A 24,328-nucleotide genomic window follows, 5' to 3' on the forward strand; every position below is an offset into this window, starting at 1 on the left:
GGCGCATTATGTTGCCTTGATATTTGGGATCAAACTGATTATAGATTTTACAAGACAGTATGTTGTCGAACAGCATAGAACCGAAAAGCTATTCCATAGACAATAATTTGTGAGTATCCTCTTCGTAGGCAAAAACATCTACAAGGGAGGATTATTGATGACAATCGCAAGCAATCAATTTGAAGATTTGAAAGAACAAATTTGTAACAAACAGATGTGGGATAAGGAGCGATTTGTAATATTCGACTATGAAGCTGGGACAGGCAAAAGCCTTAATGCTCAACGCTTTATAGGTGAATTGACAAAAGAACAGCCGCACAAGGTCCTGTACGTGCAACGCTTCGCGCGAGACGAGGAGCTTTCCCAAACCGCAGACACCATTAATAAACATGCTGATGCCTCAGTTGCAGTAGCGTACACGAGCCAAGATTATAAAGGTAAGCAAGCTATAACAAAGAAACTACAAGCGATAAACTCGCAAGTTCTGTGCATCACTCATAAAATGTACAGCCAAATTTGTAAAGGGGAACATAAGGAACTTATCGAGAAAAGAGATATATTGATCATTGATGAGTATCCCGACCTATTGGAAAAAGTAACGGTATCCCTGTACGATCTTAGCATCCTTTGGGCTGAGTGTTTTATTTATGACTGTCCTGAAATCGTTGAAATGGCGACTCGGTTTAGAGATAAAATCGGGAGAAAGGATGCGATGGTGCAATCAGGAGAAATGGTTTTCCATTCGTTCCAATCGGTTGATTACGACGATATTAGAAGAAATGTTTCAAGCACTGTAAAGTTAATTGACAACACGAATCATCGATTGATTCTGAACAAGTGTCTCCAATTGCTGGAGACTGGGGGATATGTCTATGAGGGGGAGTTACACACATTTCAAAATAATATCAATTTCACTTTACTTAAGAATAATATTATTCTTGATGCAAATGCGGGGTTTGATTATCGATATGAACTGAGCAATAAGTTTGTTGTACGTAAGCAAGTAAAAACGTTCGAGTATGCGAGAAGTACGTTCCACCATATTGATGTAAGTACGACAAAGAAATCGCTTAACACTTATGTCGATTTTGATTTTAACGTGATTAAAAGCATTGAATTTGAAAAACGAAAAGGAGTTCTCTTCATCACTGATAAAGCCAAGAAGGAAGATCTGGAGAATTGCTTTTTGAACGTCTTTGGAAATTATGGTAATACGATTGAAGAAATTGCAGAAGGGCTGAACTTTAGTGTTGACTACTTCGGCAACATAATTGGTACGAATATTTACCGAGATTTTGATACTGTCATCGTTATGAAGACTCCGAACTTCGAATACTTGACTTATGTTTTAACGAATATGTTCTATAAAATAAAAGAAGGACAACCCGTCGAGAGTATTACAGTGTTTCAACATGATGATATCGAGCAATTAAGGAAAACCACAGTTGCAGGGGAGATATATCAGGCTATTAAGCGAATCAACCGAGATAATAGCCAATCAGCTGAAATTTTTGTTTATTCCGATTTCCAAGGGGCAGTAGAAGTTATTGTAAAGCAACTGCCGCAAGTTAACTTCATGAAGGGTACGATGGAGGTTAGCAAAAAGCGAAAGGATTACGATTCTTCAAATAGGCTTCAAGAGTCTGCTGTGTACGAGGTTCAAAGGGTAATACTTGAAGCAATGAATGAAGGATTGAAATCGGTTAAGAAAAAGAACATTAGGAAGCAAGCGGGTATAAAAGATGCAGGCAACTTCTCCAAAATCCTAAGAGAGTTGGAACGATTTTTTGCAGAACACGGTATCCGAAATGCGGGACAAGAACTAATCTTTAATTCAAGTTTAACGAATAATGGCGTACAGGATGAGAGGCTAAACTCAGCATGAGGAAGTATGAAGAGATGTTGAAACAAACAGCAATTCTTCTTGTGTTCGTTACTTGAATCGTACGTTCGATGTATCGTGTAAGGATGAATGCATCCAGAAGAAGCAGGTTGTTCGCATTCCAAATTGGTGAGCAGAATGCGCCGTGTTGACGACATGAAAGCTAACTAAACTTCGTCAGACGCAAAGTGTTATAAGAAAGCTGGCTTCACTGCATTATAAGCAGGTTGAAAGAAGATTTTAATGTAAAAGCTTCTACTCATAGAACTTTATTCTGTAGAGTTGCCCATTCAAGTGTTCCGCAATGATGTATCGTGTGCAGTGTTTGTCTTGAATTCACTGCGGCGTAGCAACCAAAATTTATTTAGATGTGATTTGCTTACTTAAACGACGATTTTATGTAAAAGTCCTCCTTGCTCCTTGTTTTGCTTATTCTTTGAAGATGTCAATTTCGAATACAATGTGACTTAGAAATAAAAGATTTTGCGTAAAAGCTCTTTATTGGATCTGCGTTTTGCAGTAATAGCTGACAGGGTATGTCATACTCGAAATAACCAAAAAAGTTGTACTGAATTCCTCGTTGTTTACTATATAATGAAGATATAATACAACTTTTGATGCATAAGAGGGACATCGATATATCCATTCTTTACTTCAAACGAACATACGGAACAATTTTTATTATCATTGAAACAGTGCGAAAACAGGCGTAGAATGTGGCAAAGTGAGAGGATGAAAAATAAAACAACAACCAGAGGACGTATGGTAGAAAGCATATCAAAGAGGTACGACGGGGGTTCGACACAAACTCGATTGACGCTCTTCGCGACGAAATGATACGATAAATGTAGCCAAATAGCAAGCCCTGAAGTCCCCCCCCCCAAGCTTCACCACTCTCGAATTAACTCCTGATTTGCTCCCATCTCAACCCTTCATTTCTGCAGTAACCTCTTTTCAATGTATCATCAACGAAAACAACCCTTCGAAAAGTCCTTTCTTTCACGCCCACGCTTCATCGCAATGCAAGCACTCTTCCCAACCACCATCACTTCTTTTTCGTTATCTCGTGTTCGTTTAAGTGCAGGTATTCTGTATGTGTATGATGGAGTCAACTTGTAAAGTAGCTGGGGGAGACGGGATTAGCTTTATACAGCGAAGTGAGATTCTTCAACTTGCTATTGGATAAAATCAAAAACACCAAAAGGACATGATCAATCTATGCAAAACCAATTGGATATTACAACTCAAGAGGCTGGGGAAGTCGCAATTTTTTTGGAAGAGATGAAGAAAATGGATATTCTAAATTATCTGTTATCCGACATGGAGTCCATCAATGGATACTTTAAGAAAATCAAAAATTACGATTTGTTTACTGCTGAAGAATTACAAACGTACCAGTTTTCTCAAGGAGGTTAGGAGAAAAAATGGAACTCATTCGTGAACTGCAAATTCGTGACTTCAGAAGACTGTTGGTATATCAATCTTATCATCTGCATAAATAGGTTCAAGCGTAAAAGATGTCCAACCTCCCCACTGGTTCTGCTGAAATGCTTCCAGTAACGTAATAATCGTTTGAATTTTATATCCTCGTTGACTGTGAATACCTGCATCACTCATAAAACTTTTTCTCCTTATAGCAACCTGATATTATCCATTAAAAGATACGAACATGGAATATTTTATCATAGCGGCTATGAGCTTTGAATAAAATTTATTTTTAGGAATGTTACATACTCTCGATTAAGTAACATCTAAAATCGCATAACAAAAGGAATGTGTGTGTGGACTGAAATGTGGAGTACTTGAGTTTTACATATAGATCCTGTTATGATGGATATGTCACATTGATAGATTTTGTTTAAGAGGCAGTTATTTGGATGGACGATCAAGAAAAAGAAAAGTCGGAGCATGAAAAATTGTTGGAGAAAGTTTATCAAATGGACTCACTGATTGCTAAAGCCGCTCAAAAGTTGAGGCGTCTCTCCGAAGATCCCGACATCGTTCGGCAATACAATGAACGAGAAGCATATCTGGCGCAGAGACGGTTGGAACTCGAAAAGGATAATGAAGAATGAAGATGGTCTATCCACTTCGGGAAAAGAAACAAATTGAGCTTGTGAGGAGCTATTTAAAATCAAAGAGTATCATAAATTATTTGATGTTTCAAATCGGTATTTTATCCGTACTACGAATTTCGGATATATTAGCACTTAAGGTAAAACATATTTGGAATCGTAAGAAGCCAGCCGAGTATATTGAAATCAATGAGCAAAAGACAGGAAAATATAAACGATTTCCGATTACCCCCAACCTTTCTAAAGCGATAAAAGAATATGCAAGTGAAAACGACATGAGTGACCCTGAAGCTTTTCTATTTCGAAGTCGCGAAGGGGAAAATAAGCCTATAACCAGGCAACAGGCTCATCGTATATTAGATCGAGCATGTGATATGTGTGTTATTCAGGATAGATTTGGAAGCCATGGGCTTCGAAAAACTTGGGCTTATTTTGCTTTCAAATCAGGAATATCATTAGATCTCGTGCCCCTGCATTAAATCATCGTCGTGCAGCAGAGACCAAGCGTTACTTGGGTTTGCTTCAGGAAGACTTAGATGATACATATATTCAGGTTAATTTATGATGAATAGTGAGTAATGCCCCTGAATAACAAATTAAAGTGCATTGAACATTGGCTATACCCTTTTAAAAAAAATGGGTAAATTGCCTATGGTATCAATGCACTTTTTTTGTATTTTCTTAGGCAATAATTAATTACTTGGAGGCTATTATGAGCACTTGGACAAAAGAAAAACTTAATCGATTCATAAAGGAAGGCAGAGGACAAGGCATAGGAAGCAAGTATGTTCCTTGGACCAAGACGCATGAGTTTGCGTCAAAAGGGAGAGCGACCAGGATTCATGGAATCAAAACCAATCGTATACATCATCTTCATTCGGATAATCAGTTGAGAGCTTTTTTTCTGTTTGAGTGGAGTGAAAAGGTTTTGGATATTCGAGAGTGCTTTCCATTGCTTGATGTCATGGAGTGCATAGACAACAAGGATGACTTGTTGTTTGATAAATTTCGGGATAAAGAATCAGGAGAGCCGTTAGTTTTGACAACAAATTTTGTGCTTACAATTAGAAATGCTGAGAGCAAGGAGGTACAAATTACACGAACGATAAAGGACTCTTCTGAGTTTTCAAGGCAACTAACGTTTGAAAAGCTGGAAATCGAGCGTCGATATTGGAATTCGAAAGGGATTGAATGGAAAGTGATTACTGAGAAGCAGTTGCCGCGGCAAGTTCATAAGAACATTGAATGGGTCAGGACAACTTTGTTAGATGAGAATATCAATATTAACAAAAATGAATATTCGGATCTCTTATTACAATTATTAATAGCCAATTACGAATGTAAATTAGCAGATGTTTTACGGAAGTTTGATTTAATGGAGGGGTGCTCAAAAGGATTAGGCTTATATTTATTTCGATATTTGATTGCGAAGAAAAAAATCAAAGTCGATCTGAAGAATAAAATAGACATTTCTTCATCCATTCGCGAATTACTTTTATAAAATGGTGATGCTGAAAATGAAAATAGTAGAGAATATGTTACTGAAACACGCGGATGGCAAAGTAATCAGAGTTGTGTTTGTAAATCGAACCGCGGAAATCGTTTATGTGATCGATATGGAAGGGCAACAATGGGCATATCCCATTTTTATAAAAGAGCTTTTTCTTCTTGAGGAACGGCAAGAAATCATACAGGTGCACGAAGACACTTACGTTAGAGTTGTTTTTGAGGATGAACTGAGTCAATCAGAAAAGGTTAAACGGGAGCAATCTTGGGCGGTTATCCGATTTGTTTTGGATAATATGGAACACAAGGAGCATATATTTGTAAATAAATATAGAGAAGCTCAAATAAAAGAAGCGATGAACAGATTTAATAGAAGTTACAATGGCATAAAAAATTTGATTATTCGATACTGGAAGGGTGGAAAAACAATGAACTGTTTACTACCCGACTACTATCGGTGCGGTTCAAAAAATAAAGAAAGAAAAAGCAGTGAGAAGAAACGCGGAAGACCCCGCAAGTCTGAAGATGAAGGTGTAAATGTAGATGACAACATGAAGAAGGTCTTTAAAGTAGCGCTCAATCGCTACTATTATAATGAACGAAAAAATTCATTGCGTATAACCTATGAATTAATGTTAAAAGATTTCTTCGTTTCTCAACATGATAATCAAAATGAACAGAAGATTGCTTTACGACTTGATCATTCTCGATTGCCCTCGTATCAACAGTTTCTTTATTGGTTTAGAAAAATGAATAGTGAAAAAGTAGAGGTGACCAAACGAAGAGGTTCCAGGGTTTATCAGCAAAATTTCAGAACAATTATTGGCGATGCTACACAAGACGCTGGAAATGCATGTGGATCACTATGGCAAATTGACAGTACCTTGTTCGATATCTATCTTGTATCATCTTTCAATAGAGATTTGATTGTTGGTCGACCTATACTATTTTTAGTCATTGATGTGTTTTCACGTATGATTATGGGTATTAATGTAAGTTTTGAATCATTAAATTCGTATAGCGGTGCAATGGTTGCCTTAGCTAATAGTATGAGCTCAAAAAAACAGTATACGTCAAATTATGGCATTGAAATTGAAGATGAAGAGTGGCCTTGGTGTGTTCCAGTTCGTATTCTTGCAGATCGCGGAGAGTTGGTAGGTAAGCAAATTGAGAATGCAATTCAAAACTTAGGTATCATGATACAAAATAGTCCGCCTTACCACGCGGATTATAAAGGAATCATTGAATCTGCCTTTCATCAAATGAACATGAAGATCAAGCCATTTGCCGATGGAGTCGTAATAAATGGAAAGGGGAACAAAGAACGCGGAGAATCGGACTACCGTCTTAAGGCATCACTAACCATCGAAGAGTTTACAAAAATTATTTTGAAGTGTGTATTATTCCATAACAAGCACCATGTCATTAACGATTATATTTTGGATGAGGCGATGATACAGGAAAATGTTGAAAAGATACCCCTGGAATTATGGAAGTGTGGAATAAAACATAGAAATGGACAATTAAGAATTCTATCTGACGAGGTGATTAGGGCACAGTTGTACCCGTCAGATACTGCTTCGGTAACTTCAAAAGGTGTAGCTTTCAAAAAGATGTTATATGCATCAGAACTTACATTAAAGAATGAGTGGTATCAACGAGCACGTAATAATGGTAGATGGCGGGTAAAGATTTGTTATGATCCAAGAGACTTAACGAACATTTATATCATTGATAATGAAGAAAAAGGGCTTCATAAATTAACGCTTTTAGATCATTTATTAAAATTCTCCTACAAAAGCATTGAAGAGATAGAACAAATAATTGAGCATGAACAAAATACCATTGCCAAGGGCAAAGAATTAGAGTTGAGCAAAAAGTTGCAATTGTTTGAGGATATCAAGGGGATTGTGGAAGAGGCGAAAGTCAAGACAGAAGCTCTGAAGGATCAGAGTAAGAGTGTATCAAGAAAGCTTAGAGGGATAAAAGAAAATCAACGTAAAGAGCGTTTATTACATCGTGCAAATAGCTCCTTGGATACCATGGAGAAGAATCAGAGGAGCGCCGTAGATGACGTAGAGCTTGAAGAACTACACTTATTTCGTCAAATTAGAACGGAAGAAGATGAGAGTCATGAATAAGAAAATAGACCTTTCAAATGGAATGGAAGCTTACGAAGCGCATTATTCTGACTTTCCGATGAGGAATATTGTAATAATCCATTTATTCAGGCTCTGCCAGCGTTGCTTGATAAAAAGGAAATAATAAAAAATTTAACCATCTTGCCTTCGTTTGATGAAGCAGAGCGGGATTTGGAGGGTGGTATTCGGCTTCACATCATTCAGCGCCTATATAAGCTATTTCAACCATTGCCCATCCATATTGATATATGGAATATGGTCATTTCGCTCATGTACCAGGGTTACATTGCAAGAAACCCGCTGGATAAAAATTATAAAAGATTTATTCATGATACGGGTAAGCAAATTATTAATAGGACGTATGATCTTAACAACAGAACTGATTTTAGGACAACGGCAAGCAGTGGGGTTATTATTGGATTTTCGGGTATGGGAAAAACAACAACGATTAATCGAATTCTCGGATGCATCCCTCAAGTTATTGCACATAATTCATATCAGAATCATCATTTTAATCATATCCAACTGACACATTTAACTCTTCAGACACCTCATAACTCCAGTCTTAAAGCTTTATCATTGCAATTTTTCATGAAGGTCGATGAAATACTCGGTACAAATAACTATAAAAAGTATGTATCCAGAAATTTGTCTGTGGATGCCATGCTACCCCTTATGGGGATGGTGGCACATAACATAGGTTTAGGTCTCTTAGTCATCGATGAGATTCAGCATTTGCAAAACCGCGGCGTTAATCAGATGATGAACTATTTTGTTACTTTAATGAACTCATTTGGGGTTCCTGTTGTATTTATTGGTACGCCCGCATCATATAGCCTCTTTCAAAATGAATTTAGGATTGCAAGACGTGTTACTGGAAATGGAGAAATTCTGTGGAATAATATGGACAATAGAGACACTTTTCGTTTTTTTATTCAGTCCATTTGGAAGTATCAGTGGAATCGTAACTTCACCTCATTAAACGAAGAAATAATTCAGTTGTTTTATGAAGAAACCCAGGGCATTTCAGACTTAGTGATTAAGCTTTTTGTGAATGCCCAGCGGCTATCGATTTCCAGCGAAAGAGAAGAACTTACTTTAGATGTTATAAAGAAAACAGTCAAAGAAAACTTTAAACTTATGAAGCCTATGCTCGATGCTCTTCGTTCAGGTAACCCTTATAGAATCAACCAATATGAAGATTTAAGGAAAAACGAAGTATTCAAGGTAAAAGAGCAGAGTGGTCTTGATATCGAAAGCAAATTAATAAGGAAAGGCGAAGAAAGCAAAGTATCGCCTCAAGATGCACTTGAAGTCCAAAGGTTCCAAAGAGCTGTAAACAAGAAAAAATTTAATCTTGCAGTGGATGATATTAGACGCTCTTTCTTCGAAGGGAAAAGTAAAGGTGTTCCAATCTATCAGATTCTCAAAGATGAAGGGTTTATCGATGATATGAATATGTGGGAAGGAACAGGAATCTAATGATGAATTTCCTTCCTACGCTTTATGAAGATGAGTTACTATACAGTGTCATTTCCAGATATAAGCAGATGTGTGGGATTGTAAGTAAAATAGCATTGGCAAAAGATTTATTCAGTGAAAAAACCTTCTTTACATCAATTCTATTCCCTCAACATTTAAATAAACTCATTAAGAACTTTCCGCCCAATGCTGATATTGGATTGGAGGAGTTAATTCAAAAGCATACGATGTTCAATTTTTATACAGCTTATTTGTCAAAAGAACTTACCCGCAAGATATTTGATGGGATGGCAAACGGGCGCGGGAGCGGAATTGAGAATTTGGCTGGGCTTGCAGGGAGTAGGGTTAAGTTAAATGAATATCTTAAATACTGTCCAGAATGCGTGAAAGAGCAATTGGAAACATTCGGGCAACCTTATTGGAAAAGATCCCATCAAATTGTGGGGGCGTTGTATTGTCTGAAGCATGAGATTCCTCTTCAAGATACAATCGTCCTCAGTTCGGACCACTCACTGGGATACTTTTGTTTAGATGAGGATGTTTTATCACCTGTTGCACCAGAAATAAAGTTTTCAGACGAAATTAAGAAATTTAATTTGCAGTATATTCGTGAGTCAAGTTATTTATTAGAAACAAGGGTTTCGAGAAAAGATCAATCATTTATTATGGATTTTTATATTGATAGATTAAGAGAAAAAGGATTTGCATCTAAAAGTGGTAGTATCTACAGGGTCGAATTACTAAAAGAGTTTATCGGTTTTTTCCCAAAGCATTACTTGGAGCAAATGCAAAGTTCAATTGATTTAAGCAATGAAACGAATTGGTTGTATCATTTTGTTAGGAAAAATTCCAAAAACAAAAGCCCGTTACGTCATCTATTGCTAATGCAGTTCCTGGGTATTAAAGCTGGGGATGTATTTAAAAGAAGAAAGGCTAAAGGCAAGCTAATTAATCAAAATAGTTGCACTCGAATGGAGGATCTACGAAACAGCCAACCTGATGATCGGGGAGGAGAATCAAAAAAAACTAATTCAAGGAGAGCAAGGAATGACTTTATTGATTGGAGTCAAAGAGATGAAGATTGTTTACAGCTTGCCAGACAGGCAGTTGTCATTTTATTAAGTGCTGAAGATAAACCCAAAAGAATTACCCCTTCAAGTATAAGAAGAGCTGTTGGAGTAAGACGATGGTTTTCACATAAGAATCTGATTAAAACATGTAGATTTATAGAAGAAAACACTGAGGATATCTATAGTTTTCGAATTCGAAAAATAAAGTGGGCAGTAAAGGAATTGCTTAATAAGCAATGTGGAGCAACAATATATCAGGTCCAATTGTATGCAGGCTTTGGGGGAAGTAATAAAGAAATTAAGTCATTAATTGAAAAGGTCATGCAAAGGGATTAAGTCAATGTGAGTACCATTTCACTTATGCAGTATGCCTAATCCCACATAAAAGTCTTTACTTTGTATTTGCGCTATTTATTATATTCATTGAGAGCCTTTTCGAACTGATCAAAGTTGTCAAGTTGCTGGGCGACAAGCCATAACAGATCGAAATCCTTGATACCCCGTTTTAAAACATAGATGTTCCACAAACGCAACTGCTCTTTCTGAGTCATTCCGAATTTTTCTCTGAGGTTATTTTTTAAATCTGTGTAGTTCATTTTTTTACTTGTTTGGGCGGGATAAGGAGAATTGAGGGATGAAGCCACCTCAGATTTTGAGATTGAAATGGTTGATTTATCGCCAGTATGATGATTATCAGTAGATCTTGAAGTGAAAATAGATGAAGTATATTCAAGTTGGCTTTTGGCTAATTGTGTCTTCTTAGATGCTTCTTCTTCTTTTCTTTTGATGTACTTATTATAGAATTGATCCATTTCATTGGTTTCTTGTCCTGGATCACTTAATGCGAGCTTTTCATTAAATGCTAATGCTGTAGAGATATTCATCCTATAGCCTCTTGTCAATGCGAATGCTCGATGTGGGAATTGAATTTCATCAATGATAAAACGATGGACAGAAAAATCAATACCTTCGTTTGTAGAGTAGATGTAGTATAGACTACGGGTATCTAAGGTTATCTCTTTATTTTTTCTCCAATATCCTAAGGTGTCAAGAATAGTAGGAAGATCTTCATTAAGCCCTTGAATTAGTTTGTCCCAGTTTGAATCCTCTTTTGTCTTTACTGAAAGATCTATCTCAGATTCCCATAAGTGTATAACATGGTTATCCCAATCCAGCGATAACTCCTGATCTTCAATAAACCAGAGGGTCTGTAATCCTTTTTCCTTAAAGTATGTATTTCTCTTCTTGATTTGTTTAGTTAATTTGCTGTCTTTAGTTCGATCTACATTTGTAAGAATAGATATTGCCAGTTCCTGTTCCTGATTTTTTAAAACAATATCAGGAAAATAACTCCATCTCTCTTTAGCTTTAGCGATATACCCAAAGTCTACTTGAAGGTCATTTCTGATTTTTTCTTGGTTTTTAAGGACTTCGTGTACGATTTCACGCATAACAGAATGTTGTTTGGATTCTCTTGCAGTTTGTTTTTTATATGTGTCATAGCTTTCTTTTAGAGCGCATGCATCTCCTGAGCTGTGCGCAAAGAATACGCCGCGAACATCCCCTGCTTTCACAATTAGAGAAGCTCCACAGTGAGGGCAAACATATGCTCCTTTGTCTGCTCTCTTCTTTAGGTTAGCAACTTCTTGTTTCCGATCCGAGCAATTCAATATTTGTTCTTCAATATTAAAGAGCTTACCTTCATAAATGGCATGGAACATACAGGGACCTCCTCTATGGGGCAAACGATAATAAATAAGAAATAACGATGTATAATAACCTCGTTATTTCTTATTTTCAGTTGTTAGAACAATTTATTTATTTCTAAAAACATTTTCTCGAAATTGCTTAATGTTTTTTCGCAGAAAAAGCTCTTATCTACGCCCATCTGATTAAGTTTGTTGGCAGGGCGATAGTGATTAAATCTGTTCTTGGAAATTACTTTATTTATTTGCTTTAATATAGTATCTAAGGATTGATCCAATTGAGATAATTCGATGCAGTCATATTCGTCTTTGAATGCAGAATTGAATAATGTAAGGTATTCATTCTTCTCGAACAGATCTTCGATATCAGCGGTCTTCTTCCCGTTATTGGTAAATTCATCGAAGAAGCGTATGTTTTTTTGTTTAATAATTTTATGATGTATAAGATCCTCTACTCTTTGTTTACCTGACTGATCAGTAAATGTATCAAGTAAACAAACAACATTGAGTTTTGAACCGCGAAGTAAAGAAATAAAGGTAGAGACTTTATCTAATCCACCAACAGGTACAATGGTGATATTGTCGTTTAGTGATGGCCTATGTTCAATTTCAAGGATGTTAGAAAGAATGGTTAAATAAATGAGATCTGCTGGCCCTTCAACAAGTAAATTGTTTTTTGATACAAATAGATTTTGAGCAATGTCATATCCTAAAGCCGCTTGTAACGGAAATAAGGTGTTTGTATCCTTCTCTTGGATTGAATCTGAAATGATTGTCCCTTCAACTGTTTCTAAACAAGTTCGAACTCTATCCAATTTATCAGACTCAACCATAAAAGGAGAATGGGTAGTATAGATGATTTGATATTTATCAGATAGGTCCTCAATAAATCTGAGTAAATCTGCTTGGGCTGAGGCATGAAGATTCAATCCAGGTTCATCAAGTAATAGGACATAATTTGAATCTTTATCTGCTTGGATTTTGCTGAACCAAATTATGAATGAAAAGAACCAATTGAAGCCTCTGCTCCGTCTGTCTAAAGGAAGAGAAATTTTATGTCTTTGACTTTTTACTCTAATATCAAGAATTTTTTCACGATGTCCTTGTGGATTTGTGAATTCCTGAATTTTGAAATCAATATCAAGGTTTGTATTTGTTGACCAATATTTAAAAATCTCATTTGTAATTTTATTTGAAGATGCTTCCAAGCGTGCAACATATTTTTCATATTGTTGTTCATTTGAGTTTATAATATCTTCGGGTGATATACGTGCAAGTTCAAATAAGGCCTTGGAAGTCTTTTCTTGTTCGGTTCCCGACGTTTCGCTATGTAGTTTGTTGATGTTTATTTTTCCTGGGAGTGGATAGTAGTCATCAAAATACCAAAATTTTGGCATCTGTGGTTTAATCCATGTCTTGGCAATGTATCCTTCGAGAGGGTTAGCCCAAGGATATCCCCTCTTTATTATTTTTTGCATATCTGCTTTGAATACTTCCAGGTCCTCATCCTCATCAGAAGCTTCAATAGTAGAAATGTCTTTAAGGGAGCTCTGTTTAATAATTATTTCAATAGTTGATGCGGACAAAGAATATTCTTGAACCTTTAATTTCAAAAATTCTTTTTGGCTGGCTGTAATACCAGAGATTGTATTATCGTCAGCTTTATAATGACAGGTATAAGAAAATTCTTTGGTTAAAAATATCCCCTTACCGATATCATCTTCTATCTTTCTTGTTAATTCTGAAGATATTTCGTAATCACATTTGATGATATCAGTATCCTCACCGCTCAGTTCAAAATCAATAAGCTCATTACGTGGATAATCATCAGTAATGTCGAATTTAAAATCATTATCTGAGGTGAAATAGTTTGTTTTTGCGATCGCAGAAAGAAATGATGTCTTTCCTGACTCATTCATCCCAACTATTGTAGTTATAGCTGGATCAATTTCAATAGTTTGAGGTGTTTGAATACTCTTGTACTTGTAAATGGTTACTTTCTTAAGCTTGATCATAAATACTCCTCTCAAAGAAAGACGTTCCATAATATGTAACTTATTTTTATGATATCACAACAGTCAAACAGGTGATAGGTTCCATACAATTTATGGATAGGTTATTATGAGAACAAGTTGTCGTTGAAAGGTGGTATAGCAGTGAAGGCATCAGAAACAAATTTCCTTAAATTCATGCAAGGTAATAAACAATTTGTAATACCTATTTATCAAAGGAAATATAGTTGGACCATTCAGCAATGCCGCCAAATATGGAATGATATCTTACGAGTGGCAGAAGATGATCAGTTAAAAGGTCACTTTGTGGGATCGATTGTCTATATTGAAAAGGGACTTTATCAAATATCATCTGTTCCCCAATTGCTTGTTATCGATGGTCAACAGCGTATGACTACACTGACTTTATTTTTGTTAGCCTTAGGGAAAGCAATCGACGACAGTGGTCAGACCTTTGAAATCACCAAAAAGAAGATTATGAATTATTATTTGACGAATAGTGAAGAGGAGGATGATTTGTTCTATAAACTTGTACTCACTCAAAGCGACAAGAACACGTTAACTCATCTTTTATCAGATAAAAATCTGCCCCATGAACATTCTCGAAGAGTCAATGAGAACTATTGTTTCTTTTTAGACGTAATTAATAAAAGTGAAGTTGATCTTAATAAGCTTTACCGAGGTATTTCAAAATTGATTGTTGTGGATATTGCTTTAGATCGTGATCATGATAATCCACAACTGATTTTTGAGAGCTTAAACTCAACGGGTTTGGACCTTACACAAGCGGATTTAATTCGAAATTATGTTTTAATGAAATTGGAACCAAAAGAGCAAAATGAAATCTACATGGATTATTGGTATCCGATGGAGAAAAACTTTGGAAATCTAAATGACTCGACTTTATTTGATAGATTCATGAGAGATTATCTTACTGTAAAGACGGGACGCATTCCTAATATTAGTGATGTTTATTCGAGCTTTAAAGAATACGTGTACAACTTAAAAGGAAATACAATTGAACAGATTGTTAGTGACATCTATAGATACTCTAAGTACTTTGTGAAATTATCGTTCCAAACTGAGCCAGATAAAGAGATTAATCAAGTACTTACAGATATTAATACATTAAAAGTAGATGTTGCTTATCCACTACTTTTAGAGCTTTATGTTGATTATGAGGAGCAAAGTCTGCAGAAGAAAGAATTTATATCCATATTAAGAATGGTTGAGTCATATGTATTTCGAAGAGCAATTTGCGGGGTACCAACAAATTCACTGAATAAGACCTTCGCTACATTCAGCAAAGAAATTGATAAATCAAACTATTTGGAGAGTGTTTGTGGTGCATTTATTTTAAAGGATGCCTATAAGCGATTTCCGAACAATGAGGAATTTGCCAGGGAACTAACAATAAAAGATGTGTACAACTTTAGAAACCGTAATTACTTGCTTAGAAAGCTTGAAAACCATAATCGAAAAGAAATCATAGATATTGAAGCATACACCATTGAGCACATTATGCCGCAGAACAATAACCTCTCGAAACAGTGGAGACAAGACCTTGGATCAGATTGGGAAGAAGTTCAGAGTTCGTACTTACATACACTCGGAAATGTAACCTTAACTCGGTATAACTCGGCATTGAGTGATAAACCATTTAAGGAAAAGAGAGACATGGATGGAGGATTTGCTGACAGTCCCCTTCGATTGAATAAAGGACTTGGAAAGATTGATACATGGAATGCAGATACAATCAATAAGCGTGCTAAATTACTTGTTGATCAATCACTCTTAGTTTGGGATTACCCACAGTTACCTCCAGGCATTTTGTTGAAATATAAAGATCAAAAACCAGACTCCCATGCAATAACGTATACGATTTCAGACCATCCTGAATTACAAGGCGACAATTTGATTTTATTCGAAGAGTTACGGAAGCGAATTTGTAACTTAGACAGTTCTGTTCGAGAGGAGTTCAAAAAGTTATACGTTGCATACAAAACGACAACGAACTTCGTTGATATTGTACCGCAAAAAAGCAGGCTTAGGCTTAGTCTAAACATGGCATTTAGCGAGATCCATGATCCTAAAGGAATTTGTAAAGATGTAACCAACTTAGGAAGATGGGGGAATGGGGATGTTGAAGTTGGATTAGATTCTGTTGCTCAAATCGAAGATATCATGTTTTTGGTAAAACAAGCTTTCGAAAAACACCGTGATGAAGAATAATAGTTAAAAAAGGTCAGGGGGGAACCCCTGACCTTTACCTTATCGGGTTTTAATCCAACGGATGGCCAAGTTTCTCGAAAGGATCTAATTATTGAATTGCTTCTACCTTACTATTTGTCGCAAGCATCGCTATAGCTGTTTCCCAGCGTTTTATAGTTATTCAGGAAATGCAGGTTCATATCAAAGGCAATCATACTGTCCCGTTGATTTGATGTCGCAATCCTCTCAAATTGACTCCAGTCGCTCAGTTTCGATGTACTAATGGCATTGTGAAAGTTGTTAGTTCTGATATGAAACAAATATAAACAAGAGAGAACGGAAAATATGATATATTGAAATAGGAAGATATTACTATGTAGAAAAGGTGGGGGAAGTGTCATAAGTTTAAAGACTAACTTTCTATGGTAAGAGAATTTGTGCATAAGTATTTACAATCTTGTGTTAAATCAGATTAATTGGAGGATATTATATTGATTTTCACAAATTATACTTCTAAAAGATTAATGAATAAAACTTGTTACTTCTCTGGAGCCACATTGAAGGACTATATCGAAAATCTACCAATTGATTTTAAAGATTATAATATTCAAAGAGGAATTGTTAGTAATGTATATCTCGATAAAATAGTAGAGACAATTTTAAACAAGGGCCATATTCCTGCAATTACATTAGTAGCGTATACAATAGGAACTGCTCATAATGATTCAACTATAACTATAAATGAATTCAAGATATTAGATGGATTACAAAGAACCTATAGACTTAAAATTGTATGGGATACGATTTTGTTTTATGAATCGATTTTTAAGCATCACGGTGAAGATTTAAAGACTTATTCTAAATTTCAACTGACAAGAAATTTCAGTAAACAATTAAGGGAAATATCTTCTTCGACACTTGTATTGGAAAGGTTAATACAAAGTGAAATGTCAATTAATCAAATTATTAATTGTTTTGATGAGATACAATGGTTTGAAATTTGGGAAGGCCTTTCACCCGAAGAGGAAGTAGATAAGATGTTACTTCTAAATGCAGGTCATAAGCAAGTTTCTCTAAGACATCAATTAGAATTACTTTATTTAAACTTGGTACCATATTTAGATCAAATTAAGGGAACACATAATGATCTTGTGCTCTTAAGAGAGAAAGATGTTTCTGCTTCTTCATATAGTAAAGCAAGGAAACAAGGACAATTTCACTTTTCTCATATCATAACTTCTGCATTAGCATTTTTGGTCAAAGATACCATTACTACTAATGCGAACTTAATCAGCAAGATTCAAGATCATTCCACAAATGAAGAGCAAGGAAACTATTCAATCTCATATTCATTTCTTAACGGTCTTGTCGAATTTTTGTTGAAGTTTGATGATTACTTAGTCCAATTTTATAATAATGATATAGGTATTCAATGGATATCAAGAGATACAGTTACAATTGGGCTCTTTGGAGCACTCGGAAAGTACGCAGATAATAAATACTCATTAAGTCATTCGGAAGTGTTTGAAAGATTTTTGGGTATATTAACTTCCACCCAAACTGATCTACTTAGAATTAATGAATACAACAATCTCAGATCGAATTTGGATTTAAGTAGGGTTAATATTGGAGATGTCACAAAAAAGGCGGTCTATTGGGGAATATTGAAATTGCTTGAAAATGGAGATCCAATCGACTGGAAAGAGTGCTTTAGAGGTGCTGATCTATGACAACTAATTCAACTAATAATGCAACAAAAACAGTCTATGATTTTCTATACGAAAAATTGCTCTCTTTCTTGGAGTATCTTACAGAGGGAAGATATGAACAATACCTAAGGGTCTATGAACCTGAAAAAAAAGAAGATTTAGAACAGATAATAGTAGTTCTATTTGAGAGGAAACAGGATGTACAAGATTTTTACGAAAGAAACGAGTTGTACAATAATTTTTTTGAAATACAAAGGTTAGTAGAACAATTAGATAATGAGTTTCCCGAATACTTAGAAAATATAAAATATTACTACAAAGTTTTCTTGAAGGTATGTCAAAAAATATGTGAGATAGACCCAGTAGATTTTTCAAACATCTCTCTGCAACATGATGCTTTTAAAATTGTTTTAGTTGATGTCAATCTTAAGAAGTTTTCTTATATAGATCAAAGAATTGAAAAATCTATATTATTAATTTCAACCACAGATATAGCTGATCTTGAGGCATCATTTTTAGGAGTGAAGGTAGAGCTTCTGTTTTATTTAATATTAAAGATGGATATGACTGTGGCGCTTACTGGAAATAAGAAACTGTGTTTGGTAGGGAGTTCAGTTCCAAATGATACTCTTCATTTGAAATCATTTATCGAATTATTTGAGGTTTCAAGTGGGGGGAAAATTCATACGTCTTATAACTATAATGCGAAACCTTCAATTACTTCTGATGTAAATTGGAATTTAAGTGACGGATATTACCAGTTGAATGATTCTATTTATATATTAAGTGAGTATAATTCACAGGATAATATATTAGATAAGTATTTGAAGTTGTATCAAGTTATTGAAAATTTTATGTATAGGCAACCGATCTGTCAGCTTGTTAATGGAACGGGTTCTGATATGTTTACAATCAGACAGTTCAAGTCATTGTACAAAAAAGTTGCTGAAAAGGAACAAGATGTTTTGGAAACATTATTAAAGAATGTTTTTGAGATGATGTATCAGAATGCCCTTAGCTTAAAGTTTAAAGATTTCATTCATGTTATCTGGAATAATTGCAAGACAGCATCAAGAATACCCGAAATTGATGAAGTCTTGAGTAAATTAGGCTGTTCTTATAGATGTAATAGTACGGAGTCAACTAATAGGAATCGTTTTTATGTTTTCTATTCCGATTTAATATATAAAATGAGAAATTCTATAGTACATAATAAAGAGACCGAATACCATGTAACCTATGGGAATTTCAATAATTACCCTGCTAACCAGTACATACTTGAAGAGTTTCTTTTAAAGACAATGGAGGAAGTTGTGTTTAACCTGATGATTAATAAAAATAATTATGTTTGGTACAATAGTCCTAATCTCAAGTTGTATTCTGAGGTACAGATGTAAAATTATCGCCAAAATGTTAGGGCGAGTCCAATAGGCATTTATGCTACTATGTAAACAATAAATAAAGTCTTGCCATATTGAATAAAGTCCTGACAGGAATTAAATAAACTCGTGATAAACATGGGGGAAGTCTAAGAGGAGAAAGGGGAAAACCCTTATCCCATAAGCCATTCCCCAATTTTTTTATCAAGACATTATTCAAACGCAAATAAAGTTGTGACAAAAAGAGGTGAGGGGAGAGACGGGAAATCACGGATTTTTAGCAGGACTTTATTTAATCAGGTGACGGTGGAATGCGGGTTTAAGGGGGATAAAATAGCAGAACTTTATTTAATATGGACACAAACTCCATATTTCTAAATAAACAAAAGAGCGAGACACAGGCTACGTAGCCGTCTGTCTCGCTCTTATTTGCGTTCTCAGTTCTGTCCACACATCTTCTCGTATTCACCCTCTACTAGCTTGAAAAAGTCGGATGGCCAAATTCTAAGCCCTTTGCAGAGGTCAAATATTTTCGTCACGGAAGGCTCGTTCCTGCCGACTTCAATCATGGAAATATAAGAGCGATCCACGTCACATTCATGCGCCAAGTCCTCTTGACTCAACCCTTGCTTGATACGTATGGCTTTCACGGTTTTTCCGATAATTTGTTTGAGGATAACGGGCTGCTCGCGCAAGGATATTTTCTCCTTTTAAGTCCATTATCAGTCTGGTATACTAACCAAAACAGATAAAGTATTCAACAAATAGTAAAAAATATACATTTAAAGAAACTGGAGTAGAGTTACATGCCATGATCTCAAGCTGCTTATTCGTTACGGGATTAAAGTGAATATTTTATTAACTAACTACAGCAATAGATTAAGATTCGCACGATCCACGTTACCAAAGGAGGACAATGCATGCAGGATAGTTCTACTGAGGGATCTTTCTTCACCTTATGGAGTTCGAACTACTGGCACGAAACCTCCCGGGCTTACATGAATTCGGCGGTCATCTTCTATCGGCACGACATGTATACGGACTGTCAGTTGGTTGCGGACATGGCTCTGGATCGATGCTTAAGGCAATCTATCTCCACAATCAATGCGTCCGCAGCGTTCCGGCGCTCGACACCGAGAGTTGGCTCAGTTATGCCCAATTGGTCACGGAACTAAACGCTGGTATTGAACAGCTCCGGACACGATATGACGTTGCTCCACGACGCTTCTCATCGCCGATCACGGAAGCGGAGATAAGGGGCTACCTGGAGCGGATAGACCGTTTGCTGGTAGAACTATCGCCTTGCATTGTTGAAAAAGATTCCAGTGCTGCATACCGCTCGGTTGCATTAACGCTCAATGAAGCAAAGGAGCAAATCTGATATTTCGGCTTAGATCACACGGGTCTTCACCACTACCAACCCGCCATGCTGAAAATTTGGGTAAACCTTACAAATTAAGCAGGAACTATGCGGCGCATGCCGAACATATATTCGGAGTGCAGGCTCTCCATCCGGCGATCGCGTCCGATGAGGAGCCCGCCGAATACGTGCATTGGCGCATAGGGGGAAACCATGTCTACCCAAGATCAGCTTCCGGATGTACTGAAGAATCAACTGACGGCTGAGCTTCTGTTCAGCGCCAAGACCGATCTGCTGCAGGATGGTCGTTTCGGAGAGCAATGGCTTGCTGTCACGGAGCAGGAGATCGTGGTATGGAAGCAGGACCGGACGCAGCTGCTCCGGCAGCCGATCGCGAATCTGAAGGATGCGCGGGCCGTCAGCGGCATCGGCGGCGGTACGCTGCTGGCCGACACGGGCAGCGGACCGGTCGTTCTCGCGCGCTATACGGCGGCGCAATCGCCGGTGTTCGGATTTGCCGCCAAGCTGCTCGGCGCGATCGCCAAGGACGAAGAGCGTCCGGTCTTCTCGGAGCGCGAGATGCCCCGCAGCTGTCCGAGCTGCGGCAATCCGCTGGCGGAAGGCACGCAGATCTGCCAGGTGTGCACGCACAACGGCAAGGTCGCCGCCCGCATGCTGCGTTACACCAAGCCATACAAGCTGCAAATGGTCGTGGCCGCTTGCCTGCTGATCACGACGACGCTGGTCGAATTGGTGCCGCCCTACCTGACGAAGGTCATCATTGACGACGTGCTGGGTCCGAAGGATATCGGCTCGACGCTGCTGTATGTCGTGCTGGGACTGGGCGCCACGATGCTGCTCATGTCGGTCATGCAGACGATTCGCGGCTTGATCGGCGTATGGGTCGGCTCCAAGCTGATGGGCGATTTGCGCAAGGACGTCTACAGCTCGCTCATGCGGCTCTCGCTCGCCTTCTTCGACCGCCGGCAAACGTCGCAGTTCATCGGCAGGGTGAACAGCGATTCGGAGGCAATGCGCCAGTTCATGACGGACGGCGTCGTATTCATGTCCGCGGAGGGGCTGCGGATCATCGCGATCTTCATCATTATGTTCGGCCTCGATTGGCAGCTGACGCTGTACGCGATTCTGCCGGTACCGGTCATGGTCGCGGTGTCGATGACGATCTGGCCGAAGATCGGCCGACGCTGGTACCAGCAGTGGCGGTCGATCTTTCGGCTCAATACGCTGGTCGGCGATTCGCTGCAGGGGATCCGGGTGGTCAAGGCGTTCGGCAGGGAAGGGGATGAATTGTCCCGTTACGGCGAAGCCAACGTGGACGTGGTGCGGCGCAATATTCGCATGGAAGGGCTCTGGTCCTTCATGTTCCCGGCGTTCGCCTTCATTGCCGGGCTCGGCACGCTCCTGATCTGGTATAACGGCGGCAGCAAGGTGCTGCAGGACAATATGCAGCTCGGCGTGCTGATGGCGCTTATTGCTTACCTCGGCATGCTCTTCGGCCCGCTGCAATGGATCAGCCAGATGATCAGCTGGGCGAGCAATGCCATGGCGGCCGCGCACCGCGTCTTCGAGATCATGGATACGCCGTCCGACGTGCCCGACGTGTGGAATCCTGCCGCGATCGGCGTCATCCGCGGCGATGTCGTATTCGAGCGCGTCACGTACGGCTACGAGAAGCATCATCCGGTGCTGAAGGACGTGAATTTGAAAGTGCAGGCCGGCGAGATGATCGGCTTGGTCGGCCATTCCGGAGCGGGCAAATCGACGTTCATCAACCTGATCTGCCGGTTCTACGACACGGATGAAGGCGCCATCCGCATCGACGGCACCGATCTCCGCGATATTAGCCAGATCGACCTGCGCAAGCAGATCGGGGTCGTGCTGCAGGAGACGTTTCTGTTCGACGGCACGATCGCCGAGAACATCGCGTATTCCAAGCCGGATGCCACGCCGCTCGACATCATGCGCGCGGCGAAGATCGCCAACGCGCACGACTTCATCGTGCGGCTGCCGGACGGCTACGATACGCGCGTGGGGGAGCGGGGTCATAAGCTCTCCGGAGGCGAGAAGCAGCGGGTGGCGATCGCCCGCGCCATCATCCACGACCCGCGCATTCTCATCCTGGACGAGGCGACCGCTTCGGTAGACACCGAGACGGAACGCCAGATCCAAGAGGCGATCTCGCGGCTGGTCAAGGGCCGTACGACCTTCGCGATCGCGCACCGGCTCTCGACGCTCCGCAACGCCGACCGGCTCGTCGTGCTGGATCGCGGCAAGATCGTCGAGGTCGGCACGCATGAGCAATTGCTCGAGAGAGAGGACGGCGCCTACCGCAAGCTCGTCGATGCGCAGAAGGAGCTGTCCAAGATCAAGGGGGTGGAAGGCTGATGACTGAGGGCGACAAGTACGATATTCGGCTATTCTCGCCGGACGACGTGTATTTTAGCCGCGGCCAAGGCGGCGTATTCCAAGGCATCGTGGAAGGCAAGCCGTACGAGGAGCTTGAAGTATACCGCGCGTTTCCGTTTCTCTATACCACGCAGTACATCTCGATTCGCAACGTGAAAGGCGAAGAGCTCGGCATCGTGCCCGACCTGAAGGACCTCTACGAAGAGAGCGCGACCGAGCTGGAACGGGAGCTTCAGCTGCGTTACTTCATGCCGCGCGTGACCCGCGTCGAGAGCGTGAAGCAGAAGTCGGATCTCTGGATGTGGGAGCTGCAGACCCATCTCGGCGCGACCCGGATGGTGATGCGCAACCTGCACGAATACATGCAATACCCCGGCGGCGGACGCGTCATCCTGACGGACATCAGCGGCAAGCGATGCGAGATCGTCGATTGGCGGGAGCTGGACGCGCACAGCCGCAAACAGTTGGAGGAAGTGCTGTAACTGTCCCATGGAAATGAAGTCTTGGACTACGCTTCGCAATAACGAAAGGCAGTCTGGCGACTTGGAAAATAAAGTCGTTCAGACTGCCTCTTGTTATGAGCTATCGTACCCGTCCCTCGGAGTGAGGCCGCCGTTGGATCCTGCGGTTGCCTATACGCTGATGGGGTTTGAATTTATCGTGGAAACAATGAATCGATCTTATCTTCAACTTCCTTCAGCAGCCCTTTGTAATACGATTCGTCACCGAAGGACCCGATACTGCCGAATAATAAATGGCCTACGGGCTCAATACCGACGAAGTCGAAGATACCGATATCGGACGTGATCTTTAGTCCATCGGTCATGCCCATCTGATCGTAAATTTCTTTCGGCGTACCGTGCGTATTGATAATGAAACCTTGCTTTCCTGTCAGCATCTTAACGATGCCTTCTTCGCCGACGCTATAGGCAAAGCCGTAAGCGTACACACGGTCCACGTAACCTTTAAGGATAGCGGGAAGCCCCGTCCACCAAATGGGATAAATAAACGTAATCGCGTCCGCTTGGGCGATAAATTCCTGTTCCGTTATAATATCCTGCGGCGTGCGTCCAGCTCTCATAGCGGCCGTATCTTCCGGTTTGAGCACAGGTTGGAAATTCAGCGAGTACAAATCGCGCACAATAACCTCATGACCGTTTTGTTGCAATGTGGCGATCGTAGTTTCCAATATAGCGCGATTGAAACTTTCAGGTTCTGGATGGGCATAGACGATAAGATGCTTCATTTCATATGGCCTCCAATGCAGGATTTTTCAACATTTTCTAAATCATGTTCAAACGACGTGAGCGATAACCTCTGAATCATCTAAACAATCTTCACTATATATTCGACAGAACCGAAAATACT

The 24,328-nt window shown here is 39.2% G+C and carries 18 protein-coding genes; 13 read left to right on the top strand and 5 right to left on the bottom strand.

The window, feature by feature from the left end; all coding sequences use genetic code 11:
* Positions 1–157: 157 nt before the first annotated feature.
* Together GT019_RS17290 and GT019_RS17295 are read left to right on the top strand one after the other, a co-directional pair.
* The gene (locus GT019_RS17290; protein WP_161744439.1) at positions 158–1,885 is read left to right on the top strand and encodes a DEAD/DEAH box helicase family protein; all 1,728 of its coding nucleotides are present in this window, start codon (positions 158–160) and stop codon (positions 1,883–1,885) included.
* 1,215 nt (positions 1,886–3,100) lie between these two features.
* Positions 3,101–3,298, top strand: a complete 198-nt coding sequence (locus GT019_RS17295; RefSeq protein WP_161744440.1) for a hypothetical protein — start codon at positions 3,101–3,103, stop codon at positions 3,296–3,298.
* A gap of 42 nt (positions 3,299–3,340) precedes the next feature.
* Here the strand turns inward: GT019_RS17295 and GT019_RS17300 are convergent, their stop codons facing one another.
* A complete protein-coding gene (locus GT019_RS17300) occupies positions 3,341–3,499 on the bottom strand; it encodes a hypothetical protein (RefSeq protein WP_161744441.1) in 159 nt (52 codons plus the stop codon).
* 260 nt (positions 3,500–3,759) lie between these two features.
* Between GT019_RS17300 and GT019_RS17305 the strand changes: the two genes are divergently transcribed.
* From GT019_RS17305 to GT019_RS17330, 6 genes are all read left to right on the top strand, one after another.
* The gene (locus tag GT019_RS17305) at positions 3,760–3,957 is read left to right on the top strand and encodes a hypothetical protein (protein ID WP_161744442.1); all 198 of its coding nucleotides are present in this window, start codon (positions 3,760–3,762) and stop codon (positions 3,955–3,957) included.
* Complete coding sequence (locus tag GT019_RS17310) at positions 3,954–4,436, top strand: tyrosine-type recombinase/integrase (RefSeq protein ID WP_235948442.1); 483 nt, start codon at positions 3,954–3,956, stop codon at positions 4,434–4,436. Before GT019_RS17305 ends, GT019_RS17310 begins: the two co-directional genes overlap by 4 nt.
* Positions 4,437–4,669: 233 nt before the next feature.
* On the top strand, positions 4,670–5,458 hold the full coding sequence (locus GT019_RS17315; protein ID WP_161744443.1) for a TnsA endonuclease N-terminal domain-containing protein: 789 nt from the start codon (positions 4,670–4,672) through the stop codon (positions 5,456–5,458).
* A gap of 16 nt (positions 5,459–5,474) precedes the next feature.
* Positions 5,475–7,604: a Mu transposase C-terminal domain-containing protein gene (locus tag GT019_RS17320; protein WP_161744444.1), complete on the top strand. Its 2,130-nt coding sequence runs from the start codon at positions 5,475–5,477 to the stop codon at positions 7,602–7,604.
* A 102-nt stretch (positions 7,605–7,706) separates the two neighbouring features.
* Entirely contained in the window at positions 7,707–9,086 is a 1,380-nt protein-coding gene (locus GT019_RS17325) for an ATP-binding protein (protein WP_161744445.1), read from the top strand.
* The gene (locus GT019_RS17330; RefSeq protein ID WP_161744446.1) at positions 9,086–10,492 is read left to right on the top strand and encodes a TnsD family Tn7-like transposition protein; all 1,407 of its coding nucleotides are present in this window, start codon (positions 9,086–9,088) and stop codon (positions 10,490–10,492) included. The genes GT019_RS17325 and GT019_RS17330 overlap by 1 nt, the downstream gene beginning before the upstream one ends.
* A gap of 71 nt (positions 10,493–10,563) precedes the next feature.
* Here GT019_RS17330 and GT019_RS17335 read toward each other — a convergent pair whose 3' ends face one another.
* Both GT019_RS17335 and GT019_RS17340 read right to left on the bottom strand, forming a co-directional pair.
* The gene (locus GT019_RS17335) at positions 10,564–11,877 is read right to left on the bottom strand and encodes a competence protein CoiA family protein (RefSeq protein ID WP_161744447.1); all 1,314 of its coding nucleotides are present in this window, start codon (positions 11,875–11,877) and stop codon (positions 10,564–10,566) included.
* An 83-nt stretch (positions 11,878–11,960) separates the two neighbouring features.
* Positions 11,961–13,877: an AAA family ATPase gene (locus tag GT019_RS17340; RefSeq protein WP_161744448.1), complete on the bottom strand. Its 1,917-nt coding sequence runs from the start codon at positions 13,875–13,877 to the stop codon at positions 11,961–11,963.
* A 141-nt stretch (positions 13,878–14,018) separates the two neighbouring features.
* On the opposite strand from GT019_RS17340, the gene GT019_RS17345 reads away from it, so the two are divergent.
* From GT019_RS17345 to GT019_RS17355, 3 genes are all read left to right on the top strand, one after another.
* The gene (locus GT019_RS17345; RefSeq protein ID WP_161744449.1) at positions 14,019–16,106 is read left to right on the top strand and encodes a GmrSD restriction endonuclease domain-containing protein; all 2,088 of its coding nucleotides are present in this window, start codon (positions 14,019–14,021) and stop codon (positions 16,104–16,106) included.
* Positions 16,107–16,576: 470 nt separating this feature from the next.
* Positions 16,577–17,815: a hypothetical protein gene (locus GT019_RS17350; protein WP_161744450.1), complete on the top strand. Its 1,239-nt coding sequence runs from the start codon at positions 16,577–16,579 to the stop codon at positions 17,813–17,815.
* Complete coding sequence (locus tag GT019_RS17355) at positions 17,812–19,191, top strand: hypothetical protein (protein ID WP_161744451.1); 1,380 nt, start codon at positions 17,812–17,814, stop codon at positions 19,189–19,191. Before GT019_RS17350 ends, GT019_RS17355 begins: the two co-directional genes overlap by 4 nt.
* A gap of 419 nt (positions 19,192–19,610) precedes the next feature.
* Here GT019_RS17355 and GT019_RS17360 read toward each other — a convergent pair whose 3' ends face one another.
* Complete coding sequence (locus GT019_RS17360) at positions 19,611–19,868, bottom strand: helix-turn-helix domain-containing protein (protein WP_201755425.1); 258 nt, start codon at positions 19,866–19,868, stop codon at positions 19,611–19,613.
* Between the two features lie 878 nt (positions 19,869–20,746).
* Between GT019_RS17360 and GT019_RS17365 the strand changes: the two genes are divergently transcribed.
* Together GT019_RS17365 and GT019_RS17370 are read left to right on the top strand one after the other, a co-directional pair.
* On the top strand, positions 20,747–22,939 hold the full coding sequence (locus tag GT019_RS17365; RefSeq protein ID WP_161744452.1) for an ABC transporter transmembrane domain-containing protein: 2,193 nt from the start codon (positions 20,747–20,749) through the stop codon (positions 22,937–22,939).
* The gene (locus tag GT019_RS17370) at positions 22,939–23,442 is read left to right on the top strand and encodes a DUF1854 domain-containing protein (protein WP_161744453.1); all 504 of its coding nucleotides are present in this window, start codon (positions 22,939–22,941) and stop codon (positions 23,440–23,442) included. Before GT019_RS17365 ends, GT019_RS17370 begins: the two co-directional genes overlap by 1 nt.
* 173 nt (positions 23,443–23,615) lie before the next feature.
* On the opposite strand, the gene GT019_RS17375 is transcribed toward GT019_RS17370, so the two are convergent.
* A complete protein-coding gene (locus GT019_RS17375) occupies positions 23,616–24,206 on the bottom strand; it encodes an NAD(P)H-dependent oxidoreductase (RefSeq protein ID WP_161744454.1) in 591 nt (196 codons plus the stop codon).
* Positions 24,207–24,328: the final 122 nt, after the last annotated feature.

It is taken from the genome of Paenibacillus glycinis (assembly GCF_009909185.1).
Taxonomy (GTDB): domain Bacteria; phylum Bacillota; class Bacilli; order Paenibacillales; family Paenibacillaceae; genus Paenibacillus_Z; species Paenibacillus_Z glycinis.

Bases quoted from the DNA above. Each gene is read 5' to 3' on its own strand.
- GT019_RS17290 (WP_161744439.1), top strand. From the start codon at position 158: ATGACAATCGCAAGCAATCAATTTGAAGATTTGAAAGAACAAATTTGT.
- GT019_RS17295 (WP_161744440.1), top strand. From the start codon at position 3,101: ATGCAAAACCAATTGGATATTACAACTCAAGAGGCTGGGGAAGTCGCA.
- GT019_RS17300 (WP_161744441.1), bottom strand. From the start codon at position 3,499: ATGAGTGATGCAGGTATTCACAGTCAACGAGGATATAAAATTCAAACG.
- GT019_RS17305 (WP_161744442.1), top strand. From the start codon at position 3,760: ATGGACGATCAAGAAAAAGAAAAGTCGGAGCATGAAAAATTGTTGGAG.
- GT019_RS17310 (WP_235948442.1), top strand. From the start codon at position 3,954: ATGAAGATGGTCTATCCACTTCGGGAAAAGAAACAAATTGAGCTTGTG.
- GT019_RS17315 (WP_161744443.1), top strand. From the start codon at position 4,670: ATGAGCACTTGGACAAAAGAAAAACTTAATCGATTCATAAAGGAAGGC.
- GT019_RS17320 (WP_161744444.1), top strand. From the start codon at position 5,475: ATGAAAATAGTAGAGAATATGTTACTGAAACACGCGGATGGCAAAGTA.
- GT019_RS17330 (WP_161744446.1), top strand. From the start codon at position 9,086: ATGATGAATTTCCTTCCTACGCTTTATGAAGATGAGTTACTATACAGT.
- GT019_RS17335 (WP_161744447.1), bottom strand. From the start codon at position 11,877: ATGTTCCATGCCATTTATGAAGGTAAGCTCTTTAATATTGAAGAACAA.
- GT019_RS17340 (WP_161744448.1), bottom strand. From the start codon at position 13,877: ATGATCAAGCTTAAGAAAGTAACCATTTACAAGTACAAGAGTATTCAA.
- GT019_RS17355 (WP_161744451.1), top strand. From the start codon at position 17,812: ATGACAACTAATTCAACTAATAATGCAACAAAAACAGTCTATGATTTT.
- GT019_RS17365 (WP_161744452.1), top strand. From the start codon at position 20,747: ATGTCTACCCAAGATCAGCTTCCGGATGTACTGAAGAATCAACTGACG.
- GT019_RS17370 (WP_161744453.1), top strand. From the start codon at position 22,939: ATGACTGAGGGCGACAAGTACGATATTCGGCTATTCTCGCCGGACGAC.
- GT019_RS17375 (WP_161744454.1), bottom strand. From the start codon at position 24,206: ATGAAGCATCTTATCGTCTATGCCCATCCAGAACCTGAAAGTTTCAAT.